At 43.6% G+C, this 25,679-nt stretch carries 23 protein-coding genes and 2 tRNA genes; 22 read left to right on the forward strand and 3 right to left on the reverse strand.

All coding sequences use genetic code 11. The annotated features are described in order from the left end of the window. Positions 1-54: 54 nt before the first annotated feature. Positions 55-1,170 carry a sporulation integral membrane protein YtvI gene (gene ytvI / locus PAENI_RS15735; protein WP_076283318.1) on the reverse strand — a complete coding sequence of 372 codons (1,116 nt, stop codon included), beginning with the start codon at positions 1,168-1,170 and terminating at the stop codon, positions 55-57. A 395-nt stretch (positions 1,171-1,565) separates the two neighbouring features. On the opposite strand from ytvI, the gene PAENI_RS15740 reads away from it, so the two are divergent. The 5 genes from PAENI_RS15740 (at position 1,566) to PAENI_RS15760 (ending at position 6,809) form a co-directional block, all read left to right on the forward strand. Further along, positions 1,566-2,678 carry a citrate/2-methylcitrate synthase gene (locus PAENI_RS15740; RefSeq protein ID WP_042186527.1) on the forward strand — a complete coding sequence of 371 codons (1,113 nt, stop codon included), beginning with the start codon at positions 1,566-1,568 and terminating at the stop codon, positions 2,676-2,678. Between the two features lie 151 nt (positions 2,679-2,829). After that, positions 2,830-4,125, forward strand: a complete 1,296-nt coding sequence (gene icd, locus PAENI_RS15745) for an NADP-dependent isocitrate dehydrogenase (protein WP_042125986.1) — start codon at positions 2,830-2,832, stop codon at positions 4,123-4,125. A gap of 56 nt (positions 4,126-4,181) precedes the next feature. Continuing rightward, complete coding sequence (gene mdh / locus PAENI_RS15750) at positions 4,182-5,123, forward strand: malate dehydrogenase (protein ID WP_042186530.1); 942 nt, start codon at positions 4,182-4,184, stop codon at positions 5,121-5,123. 173 nt (positions 5,124-5,296) lie between these two features. Beyond that, positions 5,297-5,725: a hypothetical protein gene (locus tag PAENI_RS15755; RefSeq protein WP_042125989.1), complete on the forward strand. Its 429-nt coding sequence runs from the start codon at positions 5,297-5,299 to the stop codon at positions 5,723-5,725. Between the two features lie 214 nt (positions 5,726-5,939). After that, on the forward strand, positions 5,940-6,809 hold the full coding sequence (locus PAENI_RS15760; RefSeq protein ID WP_042186532.1) for an SDR family oxidoreductase: 870 nt from the start codon (positions 5,940-5,942) through the stop codon (positions 6,807-6,809). An 88-nt stretch (positions 6,810-6,897) separates the two neighbouring features. On the opposite strand, the gene yfbR is transcribed toward PAENI_RS15760, so the two are convergent. Beyond that, positions 6,898-7,503, reverse strand: coding sequence for a 5'-deoxynucleotidase (yfbR, locus tag PAENI_RS15765; RefSeq protein ID WP_143764010.1), 606 nt, complete (start codon positions 7,501-7,503; stop codon positions 6,898-6,900). Positions 7,504-7,605: 102 nt separating this feature from the next. Between yfbR and PAENI_RS15770 the strand changes: the two genes are divergently transcribed. The 11 genes from PAENI_RS15770 to PAENI_RS15820 all read left to right on the forward strand — a co-directional run bounded on the left by PAENI_RS15770 (position 7,606) and on the right by PAENI_RS15820 (position 20,049). Beyond that, positions 7,606-9,168, forward strand: coding sequence for a fumarate hydratase (locus PAENI_RS15770; RefSeq protein WP_149645928.1), 1,563 nt, complete (start codon positions 7,606-7,608; stop codon positions 9,166-9,168). Between the two features lie 195 nt (positions 9,169-9,363). Next, positions 9,364-9,750 carry a VOC family protein gene (locus tag PAENI_RS15775; protein WP_042186537.1) on the forward strand — a complete coding sequence of 129 codons (387 nt, stop codon included), beginning with the start codon at positions 9,364-9,366 and terminating at the stop codon, positions 9,748-9,750. 180 nt (positions 9,751-9,930) lie between these two features. Next, a complete protein-coding gene (gene pnpS, locus PAENI_RS15780) occupies positions 9,931-11,727 on the forward strand; it encodes a two-component system histidine kinase PnpS (protein WP_149645929.1) in 1,797 nt (598 codons plus the stop codon). Positions 11,728-11,836: 109 nt separating this feature from the next. Then, positions 11,837-12,565 (forward strand): response regulator transcription factor, encoded by a 729-nt coding sequence (locus PAENI_RS15785; RefSeq protein ID WP_042125998.1) that lies wholly within the window; start codon positions 11,837-11,839, stop codon positions 12,563-12,565. A gap of 199 nt (positions 12,566-12,764) precedes the next feature. Further along, positions 12,765-13,520: a phosphate ABC transporter ATP-binding protein PstB gene (pstB, locus tag PAENI_RS15790; protein WP_042186541.1), complete on the forward strand. Its 756-nt coding sequence runs from the start codon at positions 12,765-12,767 to the stop codon at positions 13,518-13,520. Positions 13,521-13,593: 73 nt separating this feature from the next. Beyond that, entirely contained in the window at positions 13,594-14,253 is a 660-nt protein-coding gene (phoU, locus tag PAENI_RS15795; RefSeq protein WP_042186547.1) for a phosphate signaling complex protein PhoU, read from the forward strand. Positions 14,254-14,450: 197 nt separating this feature from the next. Next, on the forward strand, positions 14,451-17,120 hold the full coding sequence (polA, locus tag PAENI_RS15800; RefSeq protein WP_042186549.1) for a DNA polymerase I: 2,670 nt from the start codon (positions 14,451-14,453) through the stop codon (positions 17,118-17,120). Positions 17,121-17,172: 52 nt separating this feature from the next. After that, on the forward strand, positions 17,173-18,009 hold the full coding sequence (mutM, locus tag PAENI_RS15805; RefSeq protein ID WP_042186551.1) for a DNA-formamidopyrimidine glycosylase: 837 nt from the start codon (positions 17,173-17,175) through the stop codon (positions 18,007-18,009). A gap of 127 nt (positions 18,010-18,136) precedes the next feature. Beyond that, positions 18,137-18,883: an MntP/YtaF family protein gene (locus tag PAENI_RS15810; protein ID WP_149645930.1), complete on the forward strand. Its 747-nt coding sequence runs from the start codon at positions 18,137-18,139 to the stop codon at positions 18,881-18,883. A 9-nt stretch (positions 18,884-18,892) separates the two neighbouring features. Beyond that, the gene (gene coaE / locus PAENI_RS15815) at positions 18,893-19,489 is read left to right on the forward strand and encodes a dephospho-CoA kinase (RefSeq protein ID WP_149645931.1); all 597 of its coding nucleotides are present in this window, start codon (positions 18,893-18,895) and stop codon (positions 19,487-19,489) included. Next, positions 19,486-20,049 carry a lytic transglycosylase domain-containing protein gene (locus PAENI_RS15820; protein WP_149645932.1) on the forward strand — a complete coding sequence of 188 codons (564 nt, stop codon included), beginning with the start codon at positions 19,486-19,488 and terminating at the stop codon, positions 20,047-20,049. The genes coaE and PAENI_RS15820 overlap by 4 nt, the downstream gene beginning before the upstream one ends. An 80-nt stretch (positions 20,050-20,129) precedes the next feature. Here the strand turns inward: PAENI_RS15820 and PAENI_RS15825 are convergent, their stop codons facing one another. Next, positions 20,130-20,348, reverse strand: a complete 219-nt coding sequence (locus PAENI_RS15825) for an alpha/beta-type small acid-soluble spore protein (protein ID WP_060624526.1) — start codon at positions 20,346-20,348, stop codon at positions 20,130-20,132. A gap of 164 nt (positions 20,349-20,512) precedes the next feature. Between PAENI_RS15825 and nrdR the strand changes: the two genes are divergently transcribed. The 6 genes from nrdR (at position 20,513) to PAENI_RS15855 (ending at position 25,653) form a co-directional block, all read left to right on the forward strand. After that, positions 20,513-20,989: a transcriptional regulator NrdR gene (gene nrdR / locus PAENI_RS15830; RefSeq protein ID WP_042126015.1), complete on the forward strand. Its 477-nt coding sequence runs from the start codon at positions 20,513-20,515 to the stop codon at positions 20,987-20,989. Positions 20,990-21,150: 161 nt separating this feature from the next. Further along, positions 21,151-21,226, forward strand: a tRNA-Ala gene (locus tag PAENI_RS15835). Between the two features lie 10 nt (positions 21,227-21,236). Next, positions 21,237-21,309: transfer RNA gene (locus PAENI_RS15840), tRNA-Lys, on the forward strand. A gap of 325 nt (positions 21,310-21,634) precedes the next feature. Further along, entirely contained in the window at positions 21,635-21,865 is a 231-nt protein-coding gene (locus PAENI_RS15845) for a hypothetical protein (RefSeq protein ID WP_149645933.1), read from the forward strand. A 90-nt stretch (positions 21,866-21,955) separates the two neighbouring features. After that, positions 21,956-23,197, forward strand: coding sequence for a chloride channel protein (locus PAENI_RS15850; RefSeq protein ID WP_149645934.1), 1,242 nt, complete (start codon positions 21,956-21,958; stop codon positions 23,195-23,197). Positions 23,198-23,880: 683 nt separating this feature from the next. Then, positions 23,881-25,653: a cache domain-containing sensor histidine kinase gene (locus PAENI_RS15855; protein ID WP_149645935.1), complete on the forward strand. Its 1,773-nt coding sequence runs from the start codon at positions 23,881-23,883 to the stop codon at positions 25,651-25,653. Positions 25,654-25,679: the final 26 nt, after the last annotated feature.

The raw sequence follows: 25,679 nt of genomic DNA on the forward strand, positions 1-25,679 counted from the left end.
ATTGCTGAAGGGACCGCTCTGTTTGCTATTTTACGAATTGATGATTATCGGTTCCTATCTTAATCTGCCGCTAACAATGTAGCTGTGCAAAGCTCGGAATACGCCCGCTCGGTTAAAGGCAACAAGGACTACTAGGACAACGGGTCCGATGATCAGCCCTAGCATACCGAACAACTGCAGACCGGCGAACATGCCAATCAACATGGCAAGGGGATCAAGTCCGATGCTGCTGGCGAGCACTTTTGGCTCAAGCACCTGCCGGGTAATAAGAATAACAGCGTAAAGTATGGATAGTCCTATCCCTAGTGCCAGATTGTCCGTCATATAAGAATATAACGCCCAAGGCAGCATCACAATTCCCACACCGAGATAAGGCAATAGATCCACAAAGCCAATCATTAAGCCGATAGCAAATGCAGACTTCACACCCAGTAGCAAAAGCCCGATTACTACAATGATCGCTGTGATGGAGATCAGGATGACCTGGGCGCGAAGGTAACCGAAGAGCGCTCTGCGTAAATCTCTCCAGATATCTGACACAGGCTTCAGGAATACTGTCGGCAGCCAGCCTGTAAGTTTATCATTATGACGCTCCCAACTCGTACTAATGAAAAAGGCAGCAAGGACAACCACGATAAGAATCGTACCCATACTAGGAAGTGCGGAGATCAGTTTCAATATTACATTAAAAAATCCCGTGACCACTTGCGTGACTGCGTAACCTACAGTTTCCGTTGTTCTGCTGATATTGCTGTCAATCGTAGCATGATAGTCAGGATTGTCTCGGTAGAATTGATTAATCTGGTTGATGATGTTCTGAATGCTTGCATTCTGGCTTAAGGACATCAGAAGATCCTTCCATTGGTCGGTGTGGAGATTAAAGGTTTGCAGCAAGACGATTAATTCTTTTACGAGTCTTGTAATCATCGCGGTTAAGACTAGTGTGATTCCGCCTATATAAAATAGCAGTGCAAGTGATACCGCAAGCCAGCTGGGTAATTTAAAGCCTTTAAGAATAAGTACTAATGGATGCATGATATATGCGAGCAGCCAAGCGAGCAACAGGGGGTATAACAGCGGAAGTAATAAATAGATTGCGAGCAGGAGGATGGAAGTTGCCAGAACGACCCACAGGCCGCGCAGCAGTCTTTTTAATACCAAACGATCCATACCGAGACCACACCTTCTTCATTCCTGCATAGACAGGGGAATAAGAGCTCGTCTTCATATATATTCATAGGATCGATTTAAAGACTAGAATGCGGGATAAATATTAGAATGGGCTGGAATCTCTAAACTGAAATGAAAAAATTGAATCAGGGGATTAGAAGTTTTTTTCTATCTCTCTGATAAAATCATTTGATGCGCTCCAAAGCTTCCACATTGTTCACATAACCGACAAAATCCAGTATGATGAATAAAGATACGAAGCATGTTGGTCATACAGCATTCCTGACGGAAATGTTCTTACACGCACTTATTAGATTTTTTAATGCTTTGAATTGGAAATGTTTTCATGGAACTAAGATTGTTTTTATACCTTGTTGGCAAAGGAGAGATATGCTATGACAGCTACCAAAGGCTTGGAAGGTATCGTTGCAACAACTTCATCCATTAGTTCTATTGTGGATGGTGTACTCACTTACCGCGGTTATGATATTGATGAACTTGCAGAACATGCTACCTTCGAAGAAACAGCTTATTTGTTATGGTTCGGCAGTCTGCCGACGGTGCCAGAGCTGGAAGCGCTCAAGCGGGATCTTAGTGCCTTCGCACAGATTCCTGAACAGGTAATCGAGCAAATGAAGCTCTATCCAAAAGACGCCAACACCATGGCAGCATTGCGGTCGGCTGTATCAAGCCTTGCTCTCTATGATGAAGCGGCTGACGATATGAGCAGAGAAGCGAACGAGATTAAGGCGGTAAAACTACAGGCACAACTCCCAACAATTGTGGCGGCACTGTCGCGTATTCGCAAGGGGCTTGAACCAGTGGCTCCGAAAGAAGGCGTTTCTATTGCTGAGAACTTCCTGTATATGCTGTGGGGAAAAGAGCCGGACAGCGTATCTGTCAAAGCACTTGATACCGCACTTGTTCTTCATGCGGACCATGAGCTGAATGCTTCAACTTTTGCTGGCCGGGTTACAGTTGCGACATTATCCGATATTTATTCTGGGGTCACCTCCGCTATTGGTGCGCTCAAAGGCCCGCTTCACGGTGGGGCGAATGAAGCAGTTATGAAGATGCTAGAGGAGATCGGAAGTTTGGAAGCGGTTGAACCGTTTATCCGTAAGAAACTGGATAACCGTGAGAAAATCATGGGCTTCGGTCATCGAGTATATAAGAATGGTGATCCACGTGCAAAACATTTGATGAAAATGTCGCTGGAGCTTGGCACGATGAAAAATGACACCACCCTTTACGACATGTCCGTAAATATTGAACAATTGATTACCGGGCAAAAGGGATTAAGACCGAATGTTGATTTCTATTCGGCTTCTGTTTATACACAGCTAGGCATAGATCGTGAACTGTTCACTCCTATTTTTGCAATTAGCCGGACTTCAGGTTGGACTGCGCATATTCTGGAGCAATATACAGATAACCGCATTATTCGTCCACGTGCAGAATACACGGGTATGGTTGAACAGAAATACGTTCCAGTAGACGAAAGATAGAAGAGCAGCCTTGCGGGCTGCTCCTAAAGTTTAGTAGAATGAACCCTAGCAATAGTGTTTTAAATTTTTGATTTTAATGATGATGAGAGTTTTGTTCGATGCTTGTCAATGCTATTTAAATCCCACAAAACTTTAGGAGGAATACACTCAAATGTTGAAACTAGAAAAATTCGATCTACCTACAGAAGGCGAACAAATCACGATTAAAGAAGGAAAACTACAAGTTCCGAATAATCCAATCATTCCTTTTATCGAGGGTGACGGCACAGGCCGTGATATTTGGAAAGCTTCCAAGCGCGTACTTGATGCAGCAGTAACTAAAGCTTATGGTGGCACTAAGCAAATCGCTTGGTACGAAGTATTTGCTGGCGAAAAAGCTTTCAATACATATGGTGAATGGTTGCCAAATGATACGTTGGAAGCAATCCGCGAATATTTTGTAGCTATTAAGGGACCACTTACTACTCCAATCGGAGGCGGTATTCGTTCATTGAATGTAGCTTTGCGTCAAGAATTGGATTTGTACGTATGTCTGCGTCCAGTTCGTTATTTCCAAGGAGTTCCTTCTCCTGTTAAACGTCCTGAGCTGGTGGATATGGTTATTTTCCGTGAGAATACAGAGGATATCTATGCAGGGATTGAATATCAAGAAGGCTCTGCTGAAGTGAAGAAAGTCATTGAATTCCTGCAAAAAGAGATGGGAGTTAACAAAATCCGTTTCCCTGAAACTTCTGGTATTGGTATCAAACCGGTATCCTCCGAAGGTTCGAAGCGCTTGGTGCGCGCTGCAATTGAATATGCGATCAAGCACGGACGTAAGAGCGTAACGCTTGTTCACAAAGGAAACATCATGAAGTTCACTGAAGGTGCCTTCAAAAACTGGGGTTATGAAGTAGCTGAGCAAGAGTTCGGAGATAAGGTCTTCACTTGGAGTCAATATGATGTGATTAAGGAACGTGACGGTGAGGCTGCCGCTAATGCTGCTCAGAAGGATGCTGAAGCTGCTGGCAAAATCATTATCAAGGATGCAATTGCGGATATCGCGCTGCAACAAGTTCTGACTCGTCCAACTGATTTCGATGTTATTGCTACGTTGAACCTGAACGGGGATTACCTGTCCGACGCACTGGCTGCACAAATCGGCGGCATCGGCATCGCTCCTGGAGCGAACATTAACTACATTACTGGCCACGCCATTTTTGAGGCTACCCATGGTACAGCTCCTAAATATGCAGACAAAGACGTTGTGAATCCTGGTTCTGTTATTCTGTCCGGTGTAATGCTCTTGGAGCACTTGGGCTGGCAGGAAGCAGCGGACCTGATTTATAAAGGTATGGAAACTGCTATCAACAATAAGACCGTGACTTATGACTTTGCCCGTCTGATGGAAGGTGCAACTGAGCTGAAATGCTCCGCATTTGCAGACGAAATTATTAACCACCTATAGGTTAGATTAGCCAGATAACATTAGCCTTACCTTTATCATTTCTAGGAGGCGAATCTGTGGCGATCAAGCGTTATAAAATTACAGTGGTAGGTGCCGGTTTTACCGGCGCTACTACAGCTCTTATGTTAGCTCAAAAGGAACTTGGAGACGTTGTGCTGCTCGATATTCCACAAATGGAGAACCCAACCAAGGGTAAGGCGCTTGACATGCAAGAAGCAGGTCCTGTGCAGAGATTCGACAGTCATATTATTGGAACCTCAAGTTATGAAGATGCTGTAGATTCTGATATTGTAATTATCACTGCAGGGATTGCCCGTAAACCTGGGATGAGCCGCGACGATCTTGTGAATATCAATGCAGGGATTGTAAAGTCGGTATGCGAGAACGTAAGAGATGTAGCACCGGAATCCATCGTAATTATTTTGAGTAATCCGGTAGATGCGATGACTTATGCTGCATTTGAAGCGTTAGGCTTTCCGAAAAACCGCGTAATTGGACAATCCGGTGTGCTGGATACAGCGCGTTACTGCACTTTTATTGCACAAGAGCTGAACGTATCCGTTGAAGATGTACGTGGTTTCGTAATAGGCGGACACGGCAATGATATGGTACCGCTCGTTCGTTATTCTAGTGTTGGAGGCATTCCAATCGATACATTGATTCCTACGGATCGTATTGAGGAGATTGTGAAGCGTACACGTGTGGGTGGCGGGGAAATCGTTGACCTTTTAGGAAATGGTAGTGCGTATTATGCTCCTGCAGCCTCTTTAGTTCAGATGACGGAAGCGATCTTGAAGGATAAGAAACGGATCATTCCGGTTATTGCCTTGCTTGAAGGCGAATATGGTTATGACAATCTGTTTCTGGGTGTTCCAGCTCTTCTTGGTGCGAATGGGATTGAGAAGATCTTTGAACTGGAGCTTACGGCTGAGGAGAAAGCGGCTTTAGATAAGTCCGCAGAGTCCGTACGTAGTGTAACAGCAATATTATCTGTGTAGATTGTGCCAAATGAAAGGGGAGGGTCCTTAAGGCTGTGAAATGGCTTAAGGGCGCTCTCTTTTTTTATATCAACAACTTCAAAGAATGGACACCTAAGTTGCTTTTCTTATTCTAATATTATGGGTATAATTATATGTAACTATTATCACAGTTAAATTGGAGGAGATATGATATGGATTGGAACGTTTTGTTTTTCTTACATATGATCGGGACGCTGGCACTAGGATTTTACCTTGTACTGCCTTTCATCATCGGTCGTGCTGAAAAATTGTCGCCTGCAGCAAAAGAAGGTACGTTAAGTGCAGTTACTGGATTTAACCGCTTTGCACAGTACGGTTTAGTGATTCAACTACTTACAGGTGGTTACATGATGACCAAGGGTGATTATTCTGTAGCATGGATGATCATTATCGTTGTATTGTTGCTAGCAATGTTTGCGCTTGGTGGTATTATGAGCAAGCCTTTGCGTCTTGCTGCTGCTGGAATTCGTGAGAACCGTGATGTCAAAGCAGAAACAGGCAAATTGCGTACGCTTAGTGCGCTACTGTCCGTGTCATTGCTGCTGATGGTATTCTTCATGGTATTTAACGATATTATTTAATCTGTAGCACTATGAGCCCGCTTCCGTAAAGGAGAGCGGGTTTTTTTGTGTTCAAAAAAACTTCGGATTGTTTGATTCTACCTGCATTGTGGTAAGTAACTTTTCATACAGCAATTTTAAAAAAAATGATAAAGCCGGCGTATAAACGTATACGCTTGAGCCATCCTAAGACGATCAGTTAACTATCAATTACTTAACGAGAGGAGCTAGGATTATGTCAAACGACAAGCAAGCTACGAAAACCTTACCCCCGCAAGAACAGCATCATCAGCCAGGAATTGAGAGCGAAATGAAGCCGTTGCCGAAATATGAACCGGCTAATTATAAGGCGGCAGGTAAATTGCAGGGCAAGGCGGCACTTATTACTGGAGGAGACAGCGGGATCGGACGGGCAGTGGCTGTTCTTTTTGCAAAAGAAGGCGCCGATGTAGTTATATCATATCTGAATGAACACTCTGATGCAGAGGAAACGAAACGCCAGGTGGAGCAGGAAGGTCGCAAATGCATTCTGATTCCAGGAGATATTGGTGTGGAAACCTTCTGTAAAGATCTCATTAAACAGACGGTAGAGGGCCTCGGGAAACTGGATATTCTCATCAATAACGCGGCGGAGCAACATCCACAAGCTAAGATCGAGGATATTACGTCCGAGCAGCTAGAGCGTACATTCCGTACGAATATTTTTGCAATGTTTTATTTGACCAAAGCGGCTATGCCTCATCTAAAAGCAGGATCAGCTATCATTAATACGACTTCGATTACCGCTTATCGTGGTAGTCCACAATTACTGGACTACTCTTCAACGAAAGGAGCCATTCTGAGCTTCACGCGTTCCTTATCTACGAATCTGGCAGAGAAAGGCATTCGGGTAAATGGCGTTGCTCCGGGTCCAATTTGGACACCGCTTATTCCATCTACTTTTGATGCAAAACAGGTTAGTGAGTTCGGCGGTACGCAGCCTATGAAGCGACCGGGACAACCGGAGGAGCTGGCCCCAGCTTATGTATATCTAGCCTCCGACGATTCGAGTTATGTGACCGGACAGGTTATCCATGTAAATGGTGGCGAGGTCGTAAACGGGTAGACGCTCAGCCAACCAAACCTAGATACTTATTTAAAAAGCTCTAATTCAGGGTTAGCCGAATTAGAGCTTTTTGTATTGATCTTGGGATTTAGTTTCCAGCAGACAGCTCATCGAGCGACATTTCAAAGCTCGGAGCCATATGAGTGAGGAAATAATCTACTTCCTGTAAGCCGAGTCCGCGTAGCTTCGCACCTGTTTGCTCTTTCGCCGCTGCGAATTCACGGTTGCCCGCAGCAACCTCCCAGACACATTTTAGGTAAGCATCCAGTCGATCGGCTGCCTTAACGTAGCTGTGCAGGAGAACGTCCTCCGAATCGGGAGAACTGTCTTCTGGCTGCATGAGCTGCGTGTAAATGCCCTGAAGCTCGGGAGGAATCATACCGGTCAAGCGTTCCGCAGCAATTCTTTCCATTTCGCGGAAGCTGGTAAGTAGCCGAGGATTATTGTATTTCACTGGTGTGGCAATGTCACCCGTGAACACTTCGCTGGCATCATGGAACAGGGCCATAGTTGCTGCTCTTTCAGCGTTTAATGAACGTCCATAATGAATATTACCAATGGAACAGAGCATATGTGTGAGCAGAGCTACATGGAAAGAATGCTCGGCAACGTTCTCAGGTGCGGTGCTGCGCATTAGGCTCCAGCGCTGAATATATTGAAGCCGATATAAATAGGCGGAAAAATGGTAGTTCAATTTTAAAGTAACCCCTTTCATGAGCTGCTAGGTATGATATTATTATACTAATTGTATCAGACTTTTGATAATCTGGATCTGCTGAGAGGAGCTTGAATGAATATGCAGCATTTTGAAGACAGCATTTATAATCTAATTGTTGAAACGTCCACGAACTTGCCGGGTGATGTACGCCGGGCGGTCGCCAAGGGTCGCGCACTAGAGGACAGAGCTACCCGGTCAGGTCTTGCGTTAACTACGATTGCTCAAAATATCGGAATGGCTGAGCAGCAAGTATCACCAATCTGTCAGGATACGGGAATGCCTACATTTATCATTCACACACCTGTGGGAATCAATCAGATTGAGATGAAAAAAGATATTCACAACGCCATTGTACGGGCGACCAAGAATGGTAAGCTTCGTCCAAATTCTGTAGATTCATTGACAGGTGAGAACAGCGGAGATAATTTGGGAGCAGGTACACCGGTCATTCATTTTGAACAATGGGAAGAGGAAAAAATAGATGTCAGACTGATTCTGAAGGGTGGCGGCTGCGAGAATAAGAATATTCAATACAGCCTTCCAGCAGAATTAGAAGGATTGGGCAAGGCAGGCCGTGATCTGGACGGAATTCGTAAATGTATTTTACATGCTGTTTATCAGGCACAAGGGCAAGGCTGTAGCGCTGGTTTTATTGGTGTTGGTATCGGCGGCGACCGCACAACTGGCTATGAGCTGGCTAAGAAGCAGCTGTTCCGCAAAGTGGAGGATGTTAATCCAATAGAGGATCTCAGCAAACTGGAAGACTACATCATGGAGAATGCCAATAAGTTGGGTATTGGAACGATGGGCTTTGGTGGGGAAGTTTCGCTGCTTGGTTGTAAGGTCGGCGTTATGAATCGTTTGCCAGCCAGCTTTTTCGTATCTGTTGCCTACAACTGTTGGGCTTTCCGTCGCCAAGGTGTGCTGGTTGATCCGTCAACAGGCAATATAGAGGACTGGTTGTACGAGAGTGGTACAGGGATTTCGGTTGATGATGGACGGGACCAGGCGTCGGAAACGGAAGTGGCAGATGCAGGTGAAGACAATGCAGCTACTGGATCTCGCGAAGTCCGCCTGACCACACCGATAAGTGAAGAGGATATCCGTAGTTTACGAGTTGGGGATGTAGTTATTTTATCCGGCGAAATGCATACGGGCCGCGACGCACTTCATAAATATCTAATGGATCATGAGGCTCCGGTGGATTTGAACGGTGCAGTTATCTATCACTGTGGTCCTGTAATGATGAAGGACGAGGAAGGCTGGCATGTTAAAGCAGCGGGTCCGACTACTAGTATCCGTGAAGAGCCCTATCAAGGCGATATTATCAAAAAATTTGGAATTCGTGCCGTCATCGGAAAAGGTGGAATGGGTCCTAAAACGTTAAAAGCTCTTCAGGAGCACGGGGGCGTATATCTCAATGCGATTGGTGGCGCTGCACAGTATTACGCGGAATGCATCAAGAAGGTAAATGCTGTTGATTTTATGGAATTTGGCATTCCTGAAGCAATGTGGCATTTGGATGTGGATGGTTTTGCTGCTATTGTAACGATGGATGCCCATGGCAACAGTCTGCACGCAGATGTAGAGAAAGATTCCGCAGCAAAATTAACTCAGTTTAAAGAACCTGTATTTAAATAAGTCGGGTACAGTCCGGTGAAATAGTCATAAAGTGGGGACATCCGCTGCTATGGCTTTTTCTCCGGTTTTATCAAAAATATAAGAATTTATATGTTCCACGCTATAATTCATCCTTATATTCCTCGTATAATCACTTAGCGTCCATATAGATAGGGATGCCGAAGATGTTTATGCCTGTCTAAAGGAGGTTTACGAATGGTACCACATTATATTAGAAATGGTCTTCTTAACGTTACTCCGTATTTTATCGTGGCTGGTGCAGATCAATTGATTGATTTTGTTGTGAACTGCTTTGATGCAAGAATTAATGATATGCTGCGGAATGATGAAGGCAAGATTAGACATGCAGAACTTAGAATAGGAGATTCGATCATCGAGGTTTCCGAAGCTAATGAGAAATATTCACCAGTACAGCTCGCTATTCATCTATATGTAAGAAATGTGGATGAGACCTTTCGTAAGTGCTTGGATGCCGGGGCATCCATCATTGAAGAACCATTGGATAAGCCTTATGGAGAAAGAGGAGCGGGTATTAGAGATACTCAGGGTAATCAGTGGTTTCTTGCAACCTGTATAGAATGAAATCATGATATTTTACAAAAGTAATACAAAGTAACAGTCCAGAGATAATCAACTTGGGCTGTTATTTTTATATAATCTATTATAGTAGGGATTTATGTCACGAAAATAGTAGCACTGGTTTTTTGATGAAAATGAAGTTAGGATAAAAGATACAATGAAAAAGGGAGAGGCACACTTCAGATGAAACCGTTTCGCGCTCGGCTTACGTTTATACTTATGGCCTTAATCGGTATTTCCATGATTGGTACTGGATTTACGATGGCTCATCTGTTTAAGAGCTCCCATATAGCTGCTCTCGAAGAGAACATGTCCCGGGAAATAAATCTGCTCGCAGGCACATTGGAATTTGTAGATATGAACGCCACCAGTGCCATTCCGTATTACACGGAGCAGGCAGAGCATGTCGCCGAGCTTCTGGATTCCCGGATTACTTTTATCAGTAAGTCAGGTGAAGTTTTAGGTGATTCAGAGAAAAATCCTCTGGAGATGGACAATCACGCCAATCGTGAAGAGGAGATTGTTGCGGCTAAAGAGGGGACTGGACGAGCCATTCGTTACAGCGAAACTTTAGATCGCGAGATGTTATATGTAGCTGAGCGGGTGACCTCAGATCATGGTTTTGACGGTTATATTCGGGTCTCGATGGGACTGGATGCAGTAACGGAGGGGCTTAACCGTGCTTGGATGATTATGGCTGGGGGGTTAGTTGTTTTGTTCCTGGCAGCAACTATTGTCAGCTACAAAGTGGCATCGAGCATGACTTCACCGCTTGAACAAATCACGAGAGTCGCGCGGCGTATTACAGATCTTGATTATGATGCAAGAGTCCATTTGAAGCGTAAAGATGAGGTTGGGCAGCTGGCGACAGCGATAAATGCCATGGCGGACAGTCTTCAAGCTCAGCTTAAGACCATTCGTGATAATGAGGATCTGCTGCAAAGCGTACTGGACAATATGACTGGCGGCATCATAATGATCAATGCGGACGAAGAAATTGCCCTGCTGAACCGAGCTTCAGAGCGGATGCTGGATGTCAGCAACAGTGAAATGGCGGGTCATTCGTACAAAGAGCTAAAGCGTCATTATGAGTTAACACGTCTGCTTGAAGAAGGGGTATCGAATAAAGAACCGCTCCATGAAGAACGAAGTATTTACAATCCGAGAGAGCGGATTGTACGTATGGACGCAGTACCTATGATCCAGGACGGGACGTATAGAGGCATGCTCTTCCTGCTGCAGGAAGTAACAGAGATTCGTCGCCTGGAGCGGATGCGAAGTGAATTTGTCGCTAACGTATCCCATGAATTGAAGACGCCGGTTGCCGCTGTAAAAGGATTTGCCGAGACCTTGCTGGGTGGTGGGGTTAAGGATGAGAAGACAGCCCGTTCCTTCTTGCAAATTATTTATGATGAGAACGAACGCTTAAATCGATTGATTGGAGATATTCTGGAATTATCTAAAATCGAATCTAAACGTGTGCAGCTCGATTGCTCACCTGTTCATATCATTGAATTCTTTGATTCCGTGCTGGGAACCATTAGCAAAGTGGCTGAGAAGAAAAGTATTAGTCTTAACGTAGAGGTTCCTGAGGAGCTGTTCATTGAGGCCGATGAAGATAAACTACGTCAAATTTTTATGAATTTGCTCTCCAATGCGATTAATTACACGCATGAAGGGGGTAGCGTAAAAGTCTATGTTAAGAATATACTGAAGCCAGATGGTTCAGAGAATGTCCAATTTACCGTTACCGATACAGGGATGGGAATTCCCAAAAAGGATCTGCCGCGCATTTTCGAACGTTTTTATCGAGTGGATAAAGCAAGATCAAGAAGTTCCGGTGGAACGGGGTTGGGACTGTCTATTGTGAAGCACTTGATAGATCTGCACCATGGTGTGATTTCGGTTAAAAGTGATCTGGGGATCGGAAGTTCATTTATTATTGAGTTGCCGCTCTTGCAGGAAGAAAAGGTGGATTAGATTTTTGTAAATTCATCTTATTGATTTTACACCAAGTTAACATTGTGGTGATATGATTGTTTTGTTGTTGCTTTGTAAAAATCAAACTATATGGAAGACGGGGGAACCTATGGCTCAACGATTGCTTGTCATTGAAGACGAACCGACACTGGCCCGGCTGCTGTCCTATAACTTAACGCAGGAAGGTTACGAGGTAACAGTAGAGGATCATGGTACGGCAGGATATGATCGTGCGACGAGGGAACCTTTTGACTTGATCGTATTAGATCTGATGTTGCCAGGTATGAATGGCATTGACATCCTTGATAAATTGCGTGGACAAGGTATCCGAACACCTATTATTGTGTTGACCGCCAAAAATGCGGAAGAAGATGTTGTTAGAGGGCTGAAATCAGGTGCTGATGATTATATAACCAAACCATTCGGCGTCTCTGAACTGCTCGCTAGAGTAAGTGCTGTACTTCGGAGGATTTCTGGACTTGCTGAGGAAGCACCTACAGAAACACCTATCTCTGCTTCTACCATTATTTTAGGTCAATTAGAGATTTACCCTGAGAGATATGAAGTCTCCCTCGGTGGTCATAGTATTAATTTACGGCCTAAAGAGTTCGAAGTGCTATTATATTTGGCTCGTAAGCCAGGGGTTGTGTTGACGAGAGATGATCTCATGAATGCTGTATGGGGCTTTGATTATATTGGTGGGCAGCGTACGGTGGACGTGCATGTGAGTTCACTTCGTAAAAAGCTTGAGCTGGATCCAGAATCCGTTCATATCGATTCGATTCGAGGCGTAGGCTATAAATTAGTGGTTAATAAAAAAAGAGCTCCGGTCATTTAGAGTGACTGGAGTTCTATTTTTTCTATACTTTTCATAAATAAGAAATGCTCGGAGTACTAGTTGGCTTCTGGGGAAATACTGTGATGTGGACCCATTCATCTTACTGATTTTACATTGCGTTAACATTTCTCTCCAACTGTATTTACACTAAAAGCTTATCATGGAGATCGAAGATGATGAGAAGGAGACGTAAACACTAATGAAATCCATCATTGACATAGAGAATCTTGATCTCTACTATGAGTCGTTCCACGCACTGAAGAATGTGAATCTGCAAATCCCGGAGAAACAGGTTACCGCTTTTATTGGACCTTCCGGTTGCGGGAAATCCACGTTGCTTCGCACATTGAATCGTATGAATGATATGATTCCTGGCACACGTATAGAAGGAACTGTAAACATCGGTGGCAAAAATATTTATAGTGATGAGGTAGAGGTGGAAAGCCTGCGTAAGCAGGTCGGTATGGTGTTTCAACAGCCGAATCCTTTTCCTAAGTCGATTTACGACAATGTAGCTTACGGTCCCCGTTTACACGGCATCCGTTCCAAAAGTGAACTGGATGAGATCGTAGAAAAAAGCTTGCGTCACTCCGCCCTATGGGAGGAAGTGAAAGATTTTCTGAAGAAATCTGCCCTTAGCTTGTCTGGTGGACAGCAGCAGCGGCTTTGTATTGCTAGAGCGTTAGCGGTACAGCCTGATATTCTGCTAATGGATGAGGCAACCTCTGCGCTCGACCCTGTATCCACTCTCAAGATAGAAGAGCTTGTTCAGGAACTAAGAAGTGAGTATACCATTGTTATGGTAACTCATAACATGCATCAGGCCGCACGTGTATCCGGTCGAACCGTGTTTTTCTTAAATGGTGTAATTGTAGAGGCGGCGGACACAGAGGTGCTTTTCTCGAACCCTAAAGATTCCCGCACTGAAGATTATATTTCCGGACGTTTCGGCTGATCAGATTTAAAAGGGTGTTCGTCCCTGGAAATGGCAAGCTGACCATACGTTAATGAGGAGGATCGCTCTTATTATGATTCGCAGAAAAGAATTTGATAAAGACTTGGAAGAGTTGCGCAGTCTGCTGCAGCAGATGGGTGAGCATGTTAAGGATGCTCTTGAAGGTGCAATTAATGCATTACAAAATCTAGATACAACGCTCGCACAGGAAGTCGTTGAAGCGGATTTACAGCTGAATGCCATGGAAGATAAAATCATGGAAATTGGCTCACGCTTAATTATTACGCAGCAGCCTGTAGCTAAGGATTTGCGCCGCATTATCGTTGCCTTCAAAATATCAAGCGATTTGGAACGCATGGGGGATCTGGCGATTGATGTAGCTAAGGCGACCATGCGTCTTCAAGGCCAACAGCTGATTAAGCCCCTTGTAGACATTCCTCGTATGGCTGAAATCGTGACAATTATGATCGATGAGGCGATCCAGTCTTACCTGGATGAGAACACTGATCTAGCTTATAAAATGGCACAGGATGATGATCAGGTCGATCAATTGTATGGTGCGATGATCAATGAGTTGTATTCTTATATGGTAACAAAGCCGGAGACAGTATCCCAAGCTATGTTATTGACACTGGTAGGCCGTTATATCGAACGGATTGGCGATCACGCTACTAACATTGGTGAAAGCGTAGTTTACCTGGTTACCGGTAGTCGTCCAGATTTGAATGAATAGTGCTTTTGTTTTATCATAGTAAAATGAAAGTAGCCGTCCTTTTATAAGGGCGGCTACTTGTTGTATTACCCCATATTAGCTCTAAATGTTACTAACATTTCAGCTAATCCCATTGTTTAAGTTGGTATAGCCGTTTCTACTTGGACAGGCCATATGTTAAGATGTAAGAAGTAAGCATGAAAAAGGCGAGGTGCACTATGGACAAGTTGATACTTATAGATGGAAATAATATTATTTACCGCGCATTCTTCGCGATGCCTCCGCTAACGAATACAGCAGGGCAACAGACGAACGCGGTGTACGGTTTCACAACGATGCTGCTCCGTTTAATTGAAGAACACAAGCCGACACATATGATTGTTGCTTTCGATGCAGGGAAAGTCACATTTCGGCATGAAGGTTATGAGGATTATAAAGGCGGTCGGCAAAAGACACCTCCCGAGCTCTCCGAGCAGTTTCCACTGTTGAAAGATTTGCTCAGAAATCTGGGTGTACCGCAGTTTGAAATTGGCAATTATGAGGCCGATGATATTATTGGAACCATTTCTCGTCAAGCAGATGAAGCTGGCCGGCAGGTTATGATCGTGTCGGGAGATAAGGATATGCTTCAATTAGCTTCCGAACATACGACCGTTGCGTTGATCCGCAAAGGAGTTACTGAGGTTGAGCTTTATGGACCAGAACAAATTCGTGAGAAATATGATTTAACACCCGAGCAGATCATCGACCTTAAGGGACTGATGGGTGATGCGAGTGATAACATTCCGGGCGTTCCGGGTGTTGGTGAGAAAACAGCGCTCAAGCTGTTGCATCAATTTGGATCGGTTGAAGGTGTATTAGCAGGAACCGGTGAGCTTAAAGGTAAAATGAAAGAAAAGCTGGAAGCTCACGCGGAAGACGCTGTCATGAGTAAGAAACTGGCAACCATCTATCGTGAAGTGCCTCTTGAACATTCGTGGGAAGATATGATCTTTAACGGAATTTCTGCGGATACAGCAGGACCCGCTCTCGCAAAATTAGAATTCAAATCACTTCTGGAAAGGTTGTCACTTAGTGCCTATGCTCCAGTAGCTGATGGAGAAGAGGGTGCAGCGGAAGTAGAAGCTGCTACACTTGATATTTCGATCGTGAGTGAAGATGAACTTGAGGCGCTGAATGAAGCGCTCCCTAGTATTTCGGCGCTGCATGTGGAATCCAATGGGGATAATCCGCATCGTGCCGAGGTGATCGGGGTAGGGCTATCTACTCTGGAGCGACATTATTATGTGCCGTTTGAATTACTACAGAAACCAGCGGCTGCGAAGCTACGCGACTGGTTAGGAGATGAGAAGGCTCCGAAGAGCGGATATGATCTTCACCGTGCTGATTTGGCACTGCATTGGCAGGGGATTGCTTTTGCAGGTGCAGCCCATGATGTGCAGCTGGCGGCTTATTTGCTGGATCCGACGGAAGCTAATCAGAACCTAAACGATCTCGCTACGAAATACGGCTTGCCAAGATTGTCACCTGATGAAGATGTATTTGGTAAAGGCGCCAAATATAAGATTCCTGAGCTTGAAATCTTAGGAAATCACGTCGCACGTAAGAGTGCTGCGGTACTTGGTATCGCCCAGAAACAACAGCAGGAATTGATCGAAACGGCGATGACCGGACTGTTCGAGGATCTCGAAATGCCATTATCACGTATTCTTGCGGATATGGAGAAACAGGGGATTGCAGTCAACGAAGGGGATCTTAAAGAATTAGGAAAAGAATTCGAAGCTCAGATTTCCAAGCTGGTCACCGAAATTTATGAAATTTGTGGCACAGAGTTTAATTTGAATTCACCTAAGCAGTTGGGTGAAATTTTATTCGTTAAGCTAGGTTTGCCTGTTGTTAAGAAGACGAAGACAGGCTATTCCACCGATGCTGAGGTGCTTGAGAAACTAGCGCCTTATCATGACGTGGTACGTTTGATTTTGCAATATCGCACGATTGCGAAGCTCCAGTCTACATACGTAGAAGGACTTCTTAAAGAAATCTCTCCGAAAACAGGAAAGGTGCATACCTTCTATCGGCAGACGATTGCTGCGACAGGACGTCTTAGCAGCCAATTTCCGAACCTGCAGAACATTCCAATCCGCTTAGAAGAAGGACGTAAAATCCGTAAAGTGTTTGTTCCATCCGAACCGGGCTGGTCCATTCTGGCGGCGGACTATTCGCAGATTGAACTACGGGTACTTGCGCACATCTCCGGTGATGAGCGGATGAAGGAAGCTTTTCTCCATGATATGGATATTCACACGAAGACAGCGATGGATGTATTTGGAGTTACCGCCGATCAGGTTGATAGCAATATGCGTCGTGCTGCAAAAGCCGTTAACTTTGGTATCGTGTACGGAATCAGTGATTATGGTCTGTCGCAGAACTTGAATATTCCTCGCAAAGAAGCCGCTCAATTTATTGAGCAGTATTTCGAGGTATACCAAGGTGTACGTCGATATATGGATGATATCGTAGTTGATGCAAGGAAACATGGTTATGTAACCACGCTGCTGGAACGCCGTCGTTACTTGCCTGAGATTAATGCGAAGAACTTTAATCTACGTTCTTTTGCGGAACGTACAGCAATGAACACACCTATACAAGGAACTGCCGCTGATATTATTAAGCTGGCGATGGTGCATATGGACAAGGCGCTATTTGAGCGTGGGCTAAAGAGCCGTATGTTGCTTCAGGTACACGATGAGCTTGTATTCGAGGTGCCAGAGGATGAAATGGAGCTCATGAAGACGCTTTTGCCGGAAGTAATGGGTGGAGCATTGCAGTTATCGGTGCCGCTTAAAGCAGAGGTAAGTTTTGGCAGCAACTGGTACGAAGCGAAATAGGCTCCCTTTAAGGTGTGCATATCAGCTATAATGTAGTTGAGGTGAAGACATCATGCCGGAATTACCGGAAGTAGAGACAGTCAAGAGAACACTGAATGATTTAGTTAATGGAAAGCAGATAGAGAGTGTAACCGTCCGGTTGGCCCGGATTATTCAGCGGCCGGATGATATTCAGGCTTTTGCCAACCTGCTCGCAGGTCATAGCATTGTTAATGTTGAACGAAGAGGGAAATTTTTGCGCATCGTGTTAGACGGTCTGGTGCTGGTATCTCATTTACGGATGGAGGGCCGTTATGGACTTTTTTCGAACGAAGATCCACTGGACAAGCATACGCATGTGATATTCCATTTTACCGATGGCACTGAGCTGCGTTACACGGATGTTCGTCAGTTTGGTACAATGCATCTTTTTCAGATTGGTGAAGACCTCCAGCTGCCTCCTCTTAATAAGCTAGGACAGGAGCCGCTGGAGCCATCCTTTACGCCGGAGAGGTTTAAGCAGATTGTATCAGGCAAAAGCACAAAAATTAAATCGCTGCTGCTGAATCAGGAATATATCGTTGGCATAGGTAATATTTATGTAGATGAGTCGTTACATCGTGCAGGGATACATCCTGAAGTCAGCGCCAAAGATCTTTCGGATGAGCAACTTGATCAGCTGCATCACGCTATTGTCAGTACGCTGACGGAAGCGGTAAACGCTGGTGGTTCGTCTGTAAAATCATATGTGAACGGTCAAGGTGAGAGCGGCACTTATCAGCAACAGCTGTTGATTTACGGTCGTAAAGATCAGCCGTGTAACCACTGTGGAACGATGATTGAGAAAACGGTTGTAGGTGGCCGCGGCACGCATTATTGTCCAAGCTGTCAGCGTAAGGTCGAAAACTGAAGAAGTAATTAGGTTGGCACCCACTACTTGTCCCGCCCATATACTGTGTGAAGAATGCTTAATAGAGAACGGAAGCTGAATGAAGTGTATTCTTCAGTGTTCCGGTTCTTCACAGGAGGGATTGCGGGTGCTCAGCCCATTTTTTTCACTAATATTACTAGCTTTTGCTTTGAGTTTGGATGGTTTTGGCGTTGGTATTACATATGGACTGCGTAAAATGAAAATACCATTGCTCTCCATTCTGATTATCTCGCTTTGTTCGGGGGTAGTTATCTGTGTATCTATGCAAGTGGGTGTTCTGCTTGCCAAGGTAGTGTCTACACATGCAGCTTCTGAGGTTGGTGCTGTTATACTCGTGCTCATGGGGTGCTGGTCGCTCGTCCAGATGCTAATGCAGAAAGAGAAGGAACAGACAGGTGAGCGTAAAGTAGGTAGTGAAGAAAATGCGCTATCCACAGAAGCTTGGGCAGAGGTAGCTGTTAATACTGAAGATGTTGCAGAACAGGTTGCCATGGCTCCTGAGCAGGTAAAGTCGGCTGTCTTTTCCCTTGAGTTACGACGGTTGGGGATTGTTGTACAGATCTTACGTACTCCGTCATCTGCAGATATGGATGATTCCGGGAGTATTTCTTCGATGGAGGCTATGCTGCTCGGGATTGCCCTCTCTCTAGATGCTTTTGGAGCTGGACTTGGCGCGGCACTACTTGGGTTCAATCCGATATGGACATCACTTACAATTGCTCTGTTTAGTGGTACATTTTTATTGCTGGGCATGAAGACTGGATTAAGGTTCGCCGGGAACTACTGGATGAAGCATGCTGCTGCACTACCCGCGTTATTATTAATTACAATGGGAATACTGAAGCTATTATGAGGTGAGTACATGATTATTGGCTTAACCGGAGGCATTGCATCCGGAAAAAGCACAGTGTCCGCACTGCTTGTGAGCAAGGGAGCGAGACTGGTTGACGCGGATGTGATCGCCAGAGAAGTTATGCTCCCCGGTCATGAGGTGCTGGCTGCGGCTGTGAAACAATTCGGAAGCGAGATCCTCTCTTCGGATGGCACACTGAATAGGGGCAAGCTGGGGGACATTGTATTTCAAGACCCGGCGGCCCTGCAAGCCCTGAACAATCTGACGCATCCCGCAATCCGGCGGGAGATTAAAGAACGTATGAACAGCATGGAGGAAGAAGATCCAAAGAAGTTAACAATTGTGGATATCCCTCTTCTTTTCGAATCAGGACTCGAGAACATGTTCCATGAAATACTGGTGGTCTACGTGCCTCGTGAAGTGCAAATCGCTCGATTAATGGAACGTAACGGACTTTCTTTAGAACAAGCAGAAGCACGCTTAAATGCACAGATGGATATTGAAGCGAAGCGTAACAAAGCGGACTATATCATTGACAACAGTGGCGAACTTGCGCACACTGAGCAACAGGTTGCTGTTCTTTGGGACAGGCTGGGCTTATCATGAAATGGTTACGTAAAAAAAGAGTCCTTCTTCTGTTATTCATTGGTTTTACTGCGATATTGTTTCTGAGTACGAACTGGATGTCCTGGTTTTATCCGATCCATTATAAAGATGAGATCCGTAAGCACAGCATTACGTACGATATGGACCCATTTCTAGTTGCTTCGATTATCCGAGTGGAAACGAACTTCAAAACTGGACGAGAATCCAAAAAAGGTGCTATAGGTTTAATGCAGCTTATGCCGGATACCGCCAAATGGGCCCTTGAAAAGGCCAAGCTTCCTGATGTATCTATGGAGGAGCTAAAGCATGAACCATCAGCAAATATTGAACTAGGTACCTGGTATCTTTCAACATTATCCCGTCAATTCGAAGGTAAACGTACAGCGATTATCGCTGCATATAATGCTGGACCGGGTAAAGTTCAAAAATGGCTGGATGAGGGGATCTGGGATGGAACGGATGCCACGATTAAGGATATTCCATTTGGTGAAACCCGTCATTATGTACAGCGCGTCAACTATTACTATGATCAGTACACGGATATTTACAATGAATTCTAAAACCGTGTTATGAATAAAAAGAAGCATTAAACGACCTGTGAGTCGTTTAATACTTCTTTCAGTAAGCTTATGTGGACAGGTTATTTGAATTGACCTGCCAATTGTTGTTCTGCCAGGGTTACAAGACGTTTAGTGATGTAACCACCGATCGAACCATTTTCATAAGAAGTTTTATTGCCATTGTAACCATCTGGGGAAAGCGTGATTCCGAGTTCTTGGGCAACTTCATATTTAAGTTGTTCCAAAGCACCGCGGGAATTTGGAGCTACAAGGTTATTGGAGCTGTTGTTTTGGCTCATTGCTGTTCACCTCCTCTGTTGGTAACTGTATTATGTGCCGGACTTGCCATAATCATTACAATAAAAAAACGGTGATTTCTGGAAAAAATGAAATAGCCTTTTAAAAGCCGGATGTTTAACATACCGGGACAAAAAACATTATGTAATAGGAAGTGATGAAGCTTATGAAATGCCCTTACTGCGATCACACAAATACTAAAGTACTCGACTCGCGACCAGCGAATGAGAATAAGTCCATCCGCCGCAGGCGTGAATGTGAGCGTTGCAGCAAACGGTTTACAACCTTTGAAATGATCGAGGAAACACCGTTAATCGTGATCAAAAAAGACGGCAGCCGTGAGGAATTCAGCCGTGATAAAATTCTGCGTGGTCTTATTCGTGCTTGCGAGAAACGCCCCGTCTCTGTAGAACGTCTAGAGAAGATCGTCTCTGAGGTGGAGAAATCCTTACGCGGCATCGCCGTAGCTGAGGTAGAGAGCCAACAGATCGGTGAATTGGTTATGGAACAGCTCTATCCAGTAGATGAAGTCGCCTACGTTCGCTTTGCGTCCGTATACCGCCAGTTCAAGGACATTAACATGTTTATGAAGGAACTGAAGGGTCTGTTATCTAAGAGCACTGGGGATCTGGACAGATTGTAGGGTTGTGGCTAGTCTAATGACTGAAAAAAAGTGTTGACAGCGAAGGCGATTTTTTATATTATATAGGAGTCGCCTACGGCGCTTGAGTTTTTCAGAATCATTTAAATACACCGAACTAAATTTTAGAATGTGTGATTACATACATCTGAAAATTTAAGTTTGGGGCCATAGCTCAGCTGGGAGAGCGCATCGCTGGCAGCGATGAGGTCAGGGGTTCGATCCCCCTTGGCTCCACCAAACTTCATATGGACTCTTAGCTCAGTTGGTAGAGCAGTAGACTCTTAATCTATTTGTCCAGGGTTCGAGCCCCTGAGAGTCCATCCTAAAGAAACGGCAGAAATGCCGTTTTTTTTGCTGTTTATGCGACTTTTGATCAGTTTCCCGATGATTTTGGAATCAAATACTGAATTGATAAATGAAGTGGATAAAAGCCAACTTAAACGTCAGAAATACCCTTATAGTTGGCTTTTATCGTTACTTCAATTGTTATTAAGTTGATTGGAAAAAAATGCGTTGGGGACGAAATGGGGACGAAATATTTAATTGGCTGTTTAACACTTTCTCAATTGGACATCATGCGACCTGATGGATGTCACCCTGCTGTGGAAGGACAAACAAGCTTTCAGATTACCGGAAGCGGGTTGGATGTCGATCAACTTGGTTGTAGATAATCCAAACCGTTGGGAGCTTGGGAAGATGGGGCAATGGGTATCTCCGCTGTTCGTCATGAAGAATGGTAACCGCAATATGCATGCTGTAAACGAAGGGGGAAGATATCAAAGACCTGACGGGCATGTGCAGTTGACGACTTGGGATGCTCCGTTAGTATCACCGGGAGAGCCATTTTGGTGCGCCATGCATGATGATGATCAGTAATTTTATGGTATACTCAAGTTCTTATTCAATTCAAAACCAATAAATCCAGCAATCAAGGTTGAGTTTTGACGGAAGGAGGATAAGTACAAGATGAGGAAATTTTTAGGATTAAGTCGTTTTGTTTTATATAGCATCATCATCGGAGGAGTTGCAGGGCTTCTGACATGGAGCTTTTTAGCGGTTACTTCGTTAACGACTCATTTTTTATGGGATTCTTTACCGAGTGTGATTGATGTTCAATATTGGACCATCATCGTGTGTTTAGTCGGAGGGATCTTGGTAGGATTATGTCAGAAGTACTTTGGTGATTATCCTCGTAATATGGAGGCTGTATTAGGAGAATTTAAGGAAACCAAAAGAATTGATTATAGTTCAGGAATTAAGAGCGCGATCACTGCGCTTTGTGTTCTTTCTTTTGGAGCTAGTCTTGGTCCTGAGGCGGCTTTAGTTGGCATTGTAGGAGGTCTTTCTACATGGGCAGGAGATGCTTTGAAGTCTAGAGTTAAGAAAAAACCTGTTGTCAACGAATACGAAGATATCATTATCGAGTACAGTGTTGAGACTACAATTGGCATGATTTTTAGATCACCGCTATATGGAGTGACTACATTCTTTGAAGATCGGAAAGATCCAAAATTTATAAAACTGATCAAGACACTCGTGTATTCCATAACGACGGCTGCAGGTTTTGGTGTATTTGTATTTTTATCCAAAATCGATAACAGAAAATTTACTATAGCTGATTTTGGTCCGGCATCCATCGGTGTAAAAGAAATCATGGCGATCATCCCGCTTATCCTTATCGGGGTATTGCTGGCCAAATTATACGAGTTTTTTGGATCTTTTTTTCATAAGGTACTCAAACCGCTTGATAATTATAAAATCGTCAAAGCTGCTATTGGTGGATTAGTACTTGGATTAATAGGAACAGTTCTTCCTCTGACCTTATTTTCTGGGGAGCATGAGCTTACAGAATTAGCAGCTGATTGGACCCAGATGTCCATTTTTTTATTATTGTTATTAGGTATTGTAAAGTTATTCTTGACCGAATTTTGTTTATCTACGGGCTGGCGTGGGGGACATATTTTTCCTATTATTTTCGCAGGGGTTAGTATAGGATATGGAGTTGCAATGTTATTTCCCATCGATCCTGTAACATCCATTAGCATTATAACGACTGCACTTACCAGTGCCGTACTCAAAAAGCCAATCGCTGTTGTGCTTATTTTGATGATGATCTTCCCAGTCAAGCTAATCATCCCCATGATATTAGCGGCATATCTGCCCATCTATATGTTCAAGCTGAAATGGCTGAAGGGTGCTGAGAATTAGAGCATTGATGGGTGGTTGACGAGATAATATATTTTTGAAAAATAGAAAAAATAGACACCTGCTATAATTTATAATGGCAGGTGTTTTTGCTGCATTCTTGAGAAAAAATTCTGAATTTTTCATCTGACCGCTTGCGTTTTTTTGTGCCATCGTCGCTGAAGTAAACATAGGACAATGAGGTCACGAAATTATACTAGATGAGGTCTTTATCCTGACCTATAATGAAAATAACATATTTTATTTGCTAGTATTTTATAAGATTTGAATTTGCCCAAAACGATGAGTGTGGATCCTTATACGGCTTGAATTGGATAGGATGATCCAAGAGCTTCCCTACTGGAGACATCGCTCAAGTAGATTTTTTCTACACTAGGGATGTCTCCTATGACTGTGTTAAGAAGAATATCCTGTTTTTATACTGGGTACGGATTGGGAAGGGGAATTAGAGTTAATACAGAAAAAATATCATGTAATAACAAGAAATATCATTAAAAATATCTTTTTCAATCTGTAAACTGTAGTTAAGTTATGTCATGTGGTAGATAATGGAATGATAAGTTACCTTGATGGAATAGGAGTCTTTTAACAAAGTAGATCGCTTGCTCTAGTAAGCTATTGAAGGTGGTCTTCTTTGTCATAACCGGACCCGATAATAAGTGACATATACATTATGGAGGGTATCCATGTTCAGACATAGAGATAAAGGGATTACTAAGCATTTTATCGGAACCTTTGTGTTGATTATCATTGTTCCATTTATCTTATTTATCACAATATTTTATAAATATTATTCAACATCATTAATTCAAAGGTCAGTTGATCAAGTTGTTCAGCAATTGGATCTAGCATCTAACAATATGAACTCTGAGCTGAAACGAGCCTCACTTACAATTGCTACAATCGCTATTGTGAATGACCACATGATATTAGATGCAGTCTCAGCGTGGAGTAGAAGCTCAACTTCAGTAGAAAAAATTCGAATATCGCGTGAGATCGATGCATACTTAAATATTATCTCGAATTATAGCAATGAGATCGTCAGTGTTATTTTTACTTTTAAGGATGGAGGCTATTATTATTTCAAGAACCCTCCTACGATTTCCGATTCTTCAATTCGCAATCTGCCATGGTATCAAGAGACGCTGAGGAGCAGCAATGGAACAACAGTCATTGTTGATAGCCTGAACGGTATTACTTCAGATAAACAGGATATGTTTACCTTTTTGCTTCATCCGGATCAATCTTTGGAATCAGAGGTTGAGATGGTTTATTTGACGACTCATGCCTCTCTTCCAGAGTTCATTCATTCTAATCCTAAAATTAAACAATTCATTATTGATCGAAACGGTAATCGAATTGTGAATCAGAACAATCATGATACGATAGATCCTGGAATCATGATGGAACTGTCCAAGATGCTACAGAAGCCATCTCATGATAATGATGATGATGATGATTACTCCTTTATTAAGATAAATGGAGAGAATAAGCTTCTTAAGCTGTATTCGTTCGAGAAGACAGATTGGAGTATTGTCAATATTTTAGATGAGAGCATGGTTACGAGGGATGCAGATCAATTCTTAAAGATATCCCTCACTTTTATGTTTGGTATTTTCGCTTTTTTTATATTTTTCCTACTTTGGTTTTTCCAAGACCTGCTTAGGCCGCTGCAGAATCTCATTCGAGCGATGAAAAAGGTGGAGAGAGGTGATTTTCTGATGGAGGTCAAGGCAGACGGAAGAGGCGAGATTAAGCGGTTGGGCCATTCCTTTAATCGCATGGTTTCTCAGATCAGGGATCTTATGCAAGAACGGGATTTGAAGGAACGAGCGCGTAGTCAGGCTGAAATCGAAGCTTTGCAGTCACAAATTAATCCACACTTCTTATCGAATACATTGAATTCCGTTCGACTCATGGCGATGATCGCAAAAACAGACAATATTCGTAAAATTATTGAGAGTCTATCTGCCCTTCTGACTCATGTATTTCGTGAACCAAACTCGCTAGCCCCGATCGGTCAGGAGATCAAAGTACTAGAGTCATACGTTCATATTATGCAGGTTCGTTATGGAGGCAAGCTGAATATCCAGTTTCATATTGATGATACGCTTTTGAATTACAGCATGCCCAAAATGCTGCTTCAACCGATTCTTGAAAATGCCATTTTTCATGGACTGGATCAACAAAATATGAACGAACTTATTGAGGTAAAGGCGATTCGGCATGAGCTTGGAGTATGCTTTTCCATCACGGATTATGGTAAAGGAATGACAGACGAACAAATTAGTGAATTGCTAAATCAGGGGGAGAAATATCAGCGTGGGAATTTTAGCGGGATAGGTGTACATAATGTGTTACAGCGAATTGAGCTTAATTATGGTCATCCGTACGGTGTGGAAATTGATAGCAAGTTAGATAGAGGTACCATCGTTACTATTCTGCTTCCGTTGATATGAACATGATTATTCATGGAAAGGACGAG

Origin of the sequence: Paenibacillus sp. B2(2019) (assembly GCF_008370385.1) — a bacterium.
In the GTDB taxonomy this organism is placed as follows: domain Bacteria; phylum Bacillota; class Bacilli; order Paenibacillales; family Paenibacillaceae; genus Paenibacillus_AQ.

Coding starts and splice junctions, on each gene's coding strand:
- nrdR (WP_042126015.1), top strand. CDS start 20,513: ATGAAATGCCCTTACTGCGATCACACAAATACTAAAGTACTCGACTCG.
- PAENI_RS15820 (WP_149645932.1), top strand. CDS start 19,486: ATGAAATGGTTACGTAAAAAAAGAGTCCTTCTTCTGTTATTCATTGGT.
- PAENI_RS15755 (WP_042125989.1), top strand. CDS start 5,297: ATGGATTGGAACGTTTTGTTTTTCTTACATATGATCGGGACGCTGGCA.
- PAENI_RS15855 (WP_149645935.1), top strand. CDS start 23,881: ATGTTCAGACATAGAGATAAAGGGATTACTAAGCATTTTATCGGAACC.
- mutM (WP_042186551.1), top strand. CDS start 17,173: ATGCCGGAATTACCGGAAGTAGAGACAGTCAAGAGAACACTGAATGAT.
- icd (WP_042125986.1), top strand. CDS start 2,830: ATGTTGAAACTAGAAAAATTCGATCTACCTACAGAAGGCGAACAAATC.
- PAENI_RS15760 (WP_042186532.1), top strand. CDS start 5,940: ATGTCAAACGACAAGCAAGCTACGAAAACCTTACCCCCGCAAGAACAG.
- PAENI_RS15775 (WP_042186537.1), top strand. CDS start 9,364: ATGGTACCACATTATATTAGAAATGGTCTTCTTAACGTTACTCCGTAT.
- phoU (WP_042186547.1), top strand. CDS start 13,594: ATGATTCGCAGAAAAGAATTTGATAAAGACTTGGAAGAGTTGCGCAGT.
- PAENI_RS15845 (WP_149645933.1), top strand. CDS start 21,635: ATGTCGATCAACTTGGTTGTAGATAATCCAAACCGTTGGGAGCTTGGG.
- ytvI (WP_076283318.1), bottom strand. CDS start 1,170: ATGGATCGTTTGGTATTAAAAAGACTGCTGCGCGGCCTGTGGGTCGTT.
- pstB (WP_042186541.1), top strand. CDS start 12,765: ATGAAATCCATCATTGACATAGAGAATCTTGATCTCTACTATGAGTCG.
- PAENI_RS15825 (WP_060624526.1), bottom strand. CDS start 20,348: ATGAGCCAAAACAACAGCTCCAATAACCTTGTAGCTCCAAATTCCCGC.
- PAENI_RS15850 (WP_149645934.1), top strand. CDS start 21,956: ATGAGGAAATTTTTAGGATTAAGTCGTTTTGTTTTATATAGCATCATC.
- PAENI_RS15740 (WP_042186527.1), top strand. CDS start 1,566: ATGACAGCTACCAAAGGCTTGGAAGGTATCGTTGCAACAACTTCATCC.
- PAENI_RS15770 (WP_149645928.1), top strand. CDS start 7,606: ATGCAGCATTTTGAAGACAGCATTTATAATCTAATTGTTGAAACGTCC.
- coaE (WP_149645931.1), top strand. CDS start 18,893: ATGATTATTGGCTTAACCGGAGGCATTGCATCCGGAAAAAGCACAGTG.
- pnpS (WP_149645929.1), top strand. CDS start 9,931: ATGAAACCGTTTCGCGCTCGGCTTACGTTTATACTTATGGCCTTAATC.
- PAENI_RS15785 (WP_042125998.1), top strand. CDS start 11,837: ATGGCTCAACGATTGCTTGTCATTGAAGACGAACCGACACTGGCCCGG.
- polA (WP_042186549.1), top strand. CDS start 14,451: ATGGACAAGTTGATACTTATAGATGGAAATAATATTATTTACCGCGCA.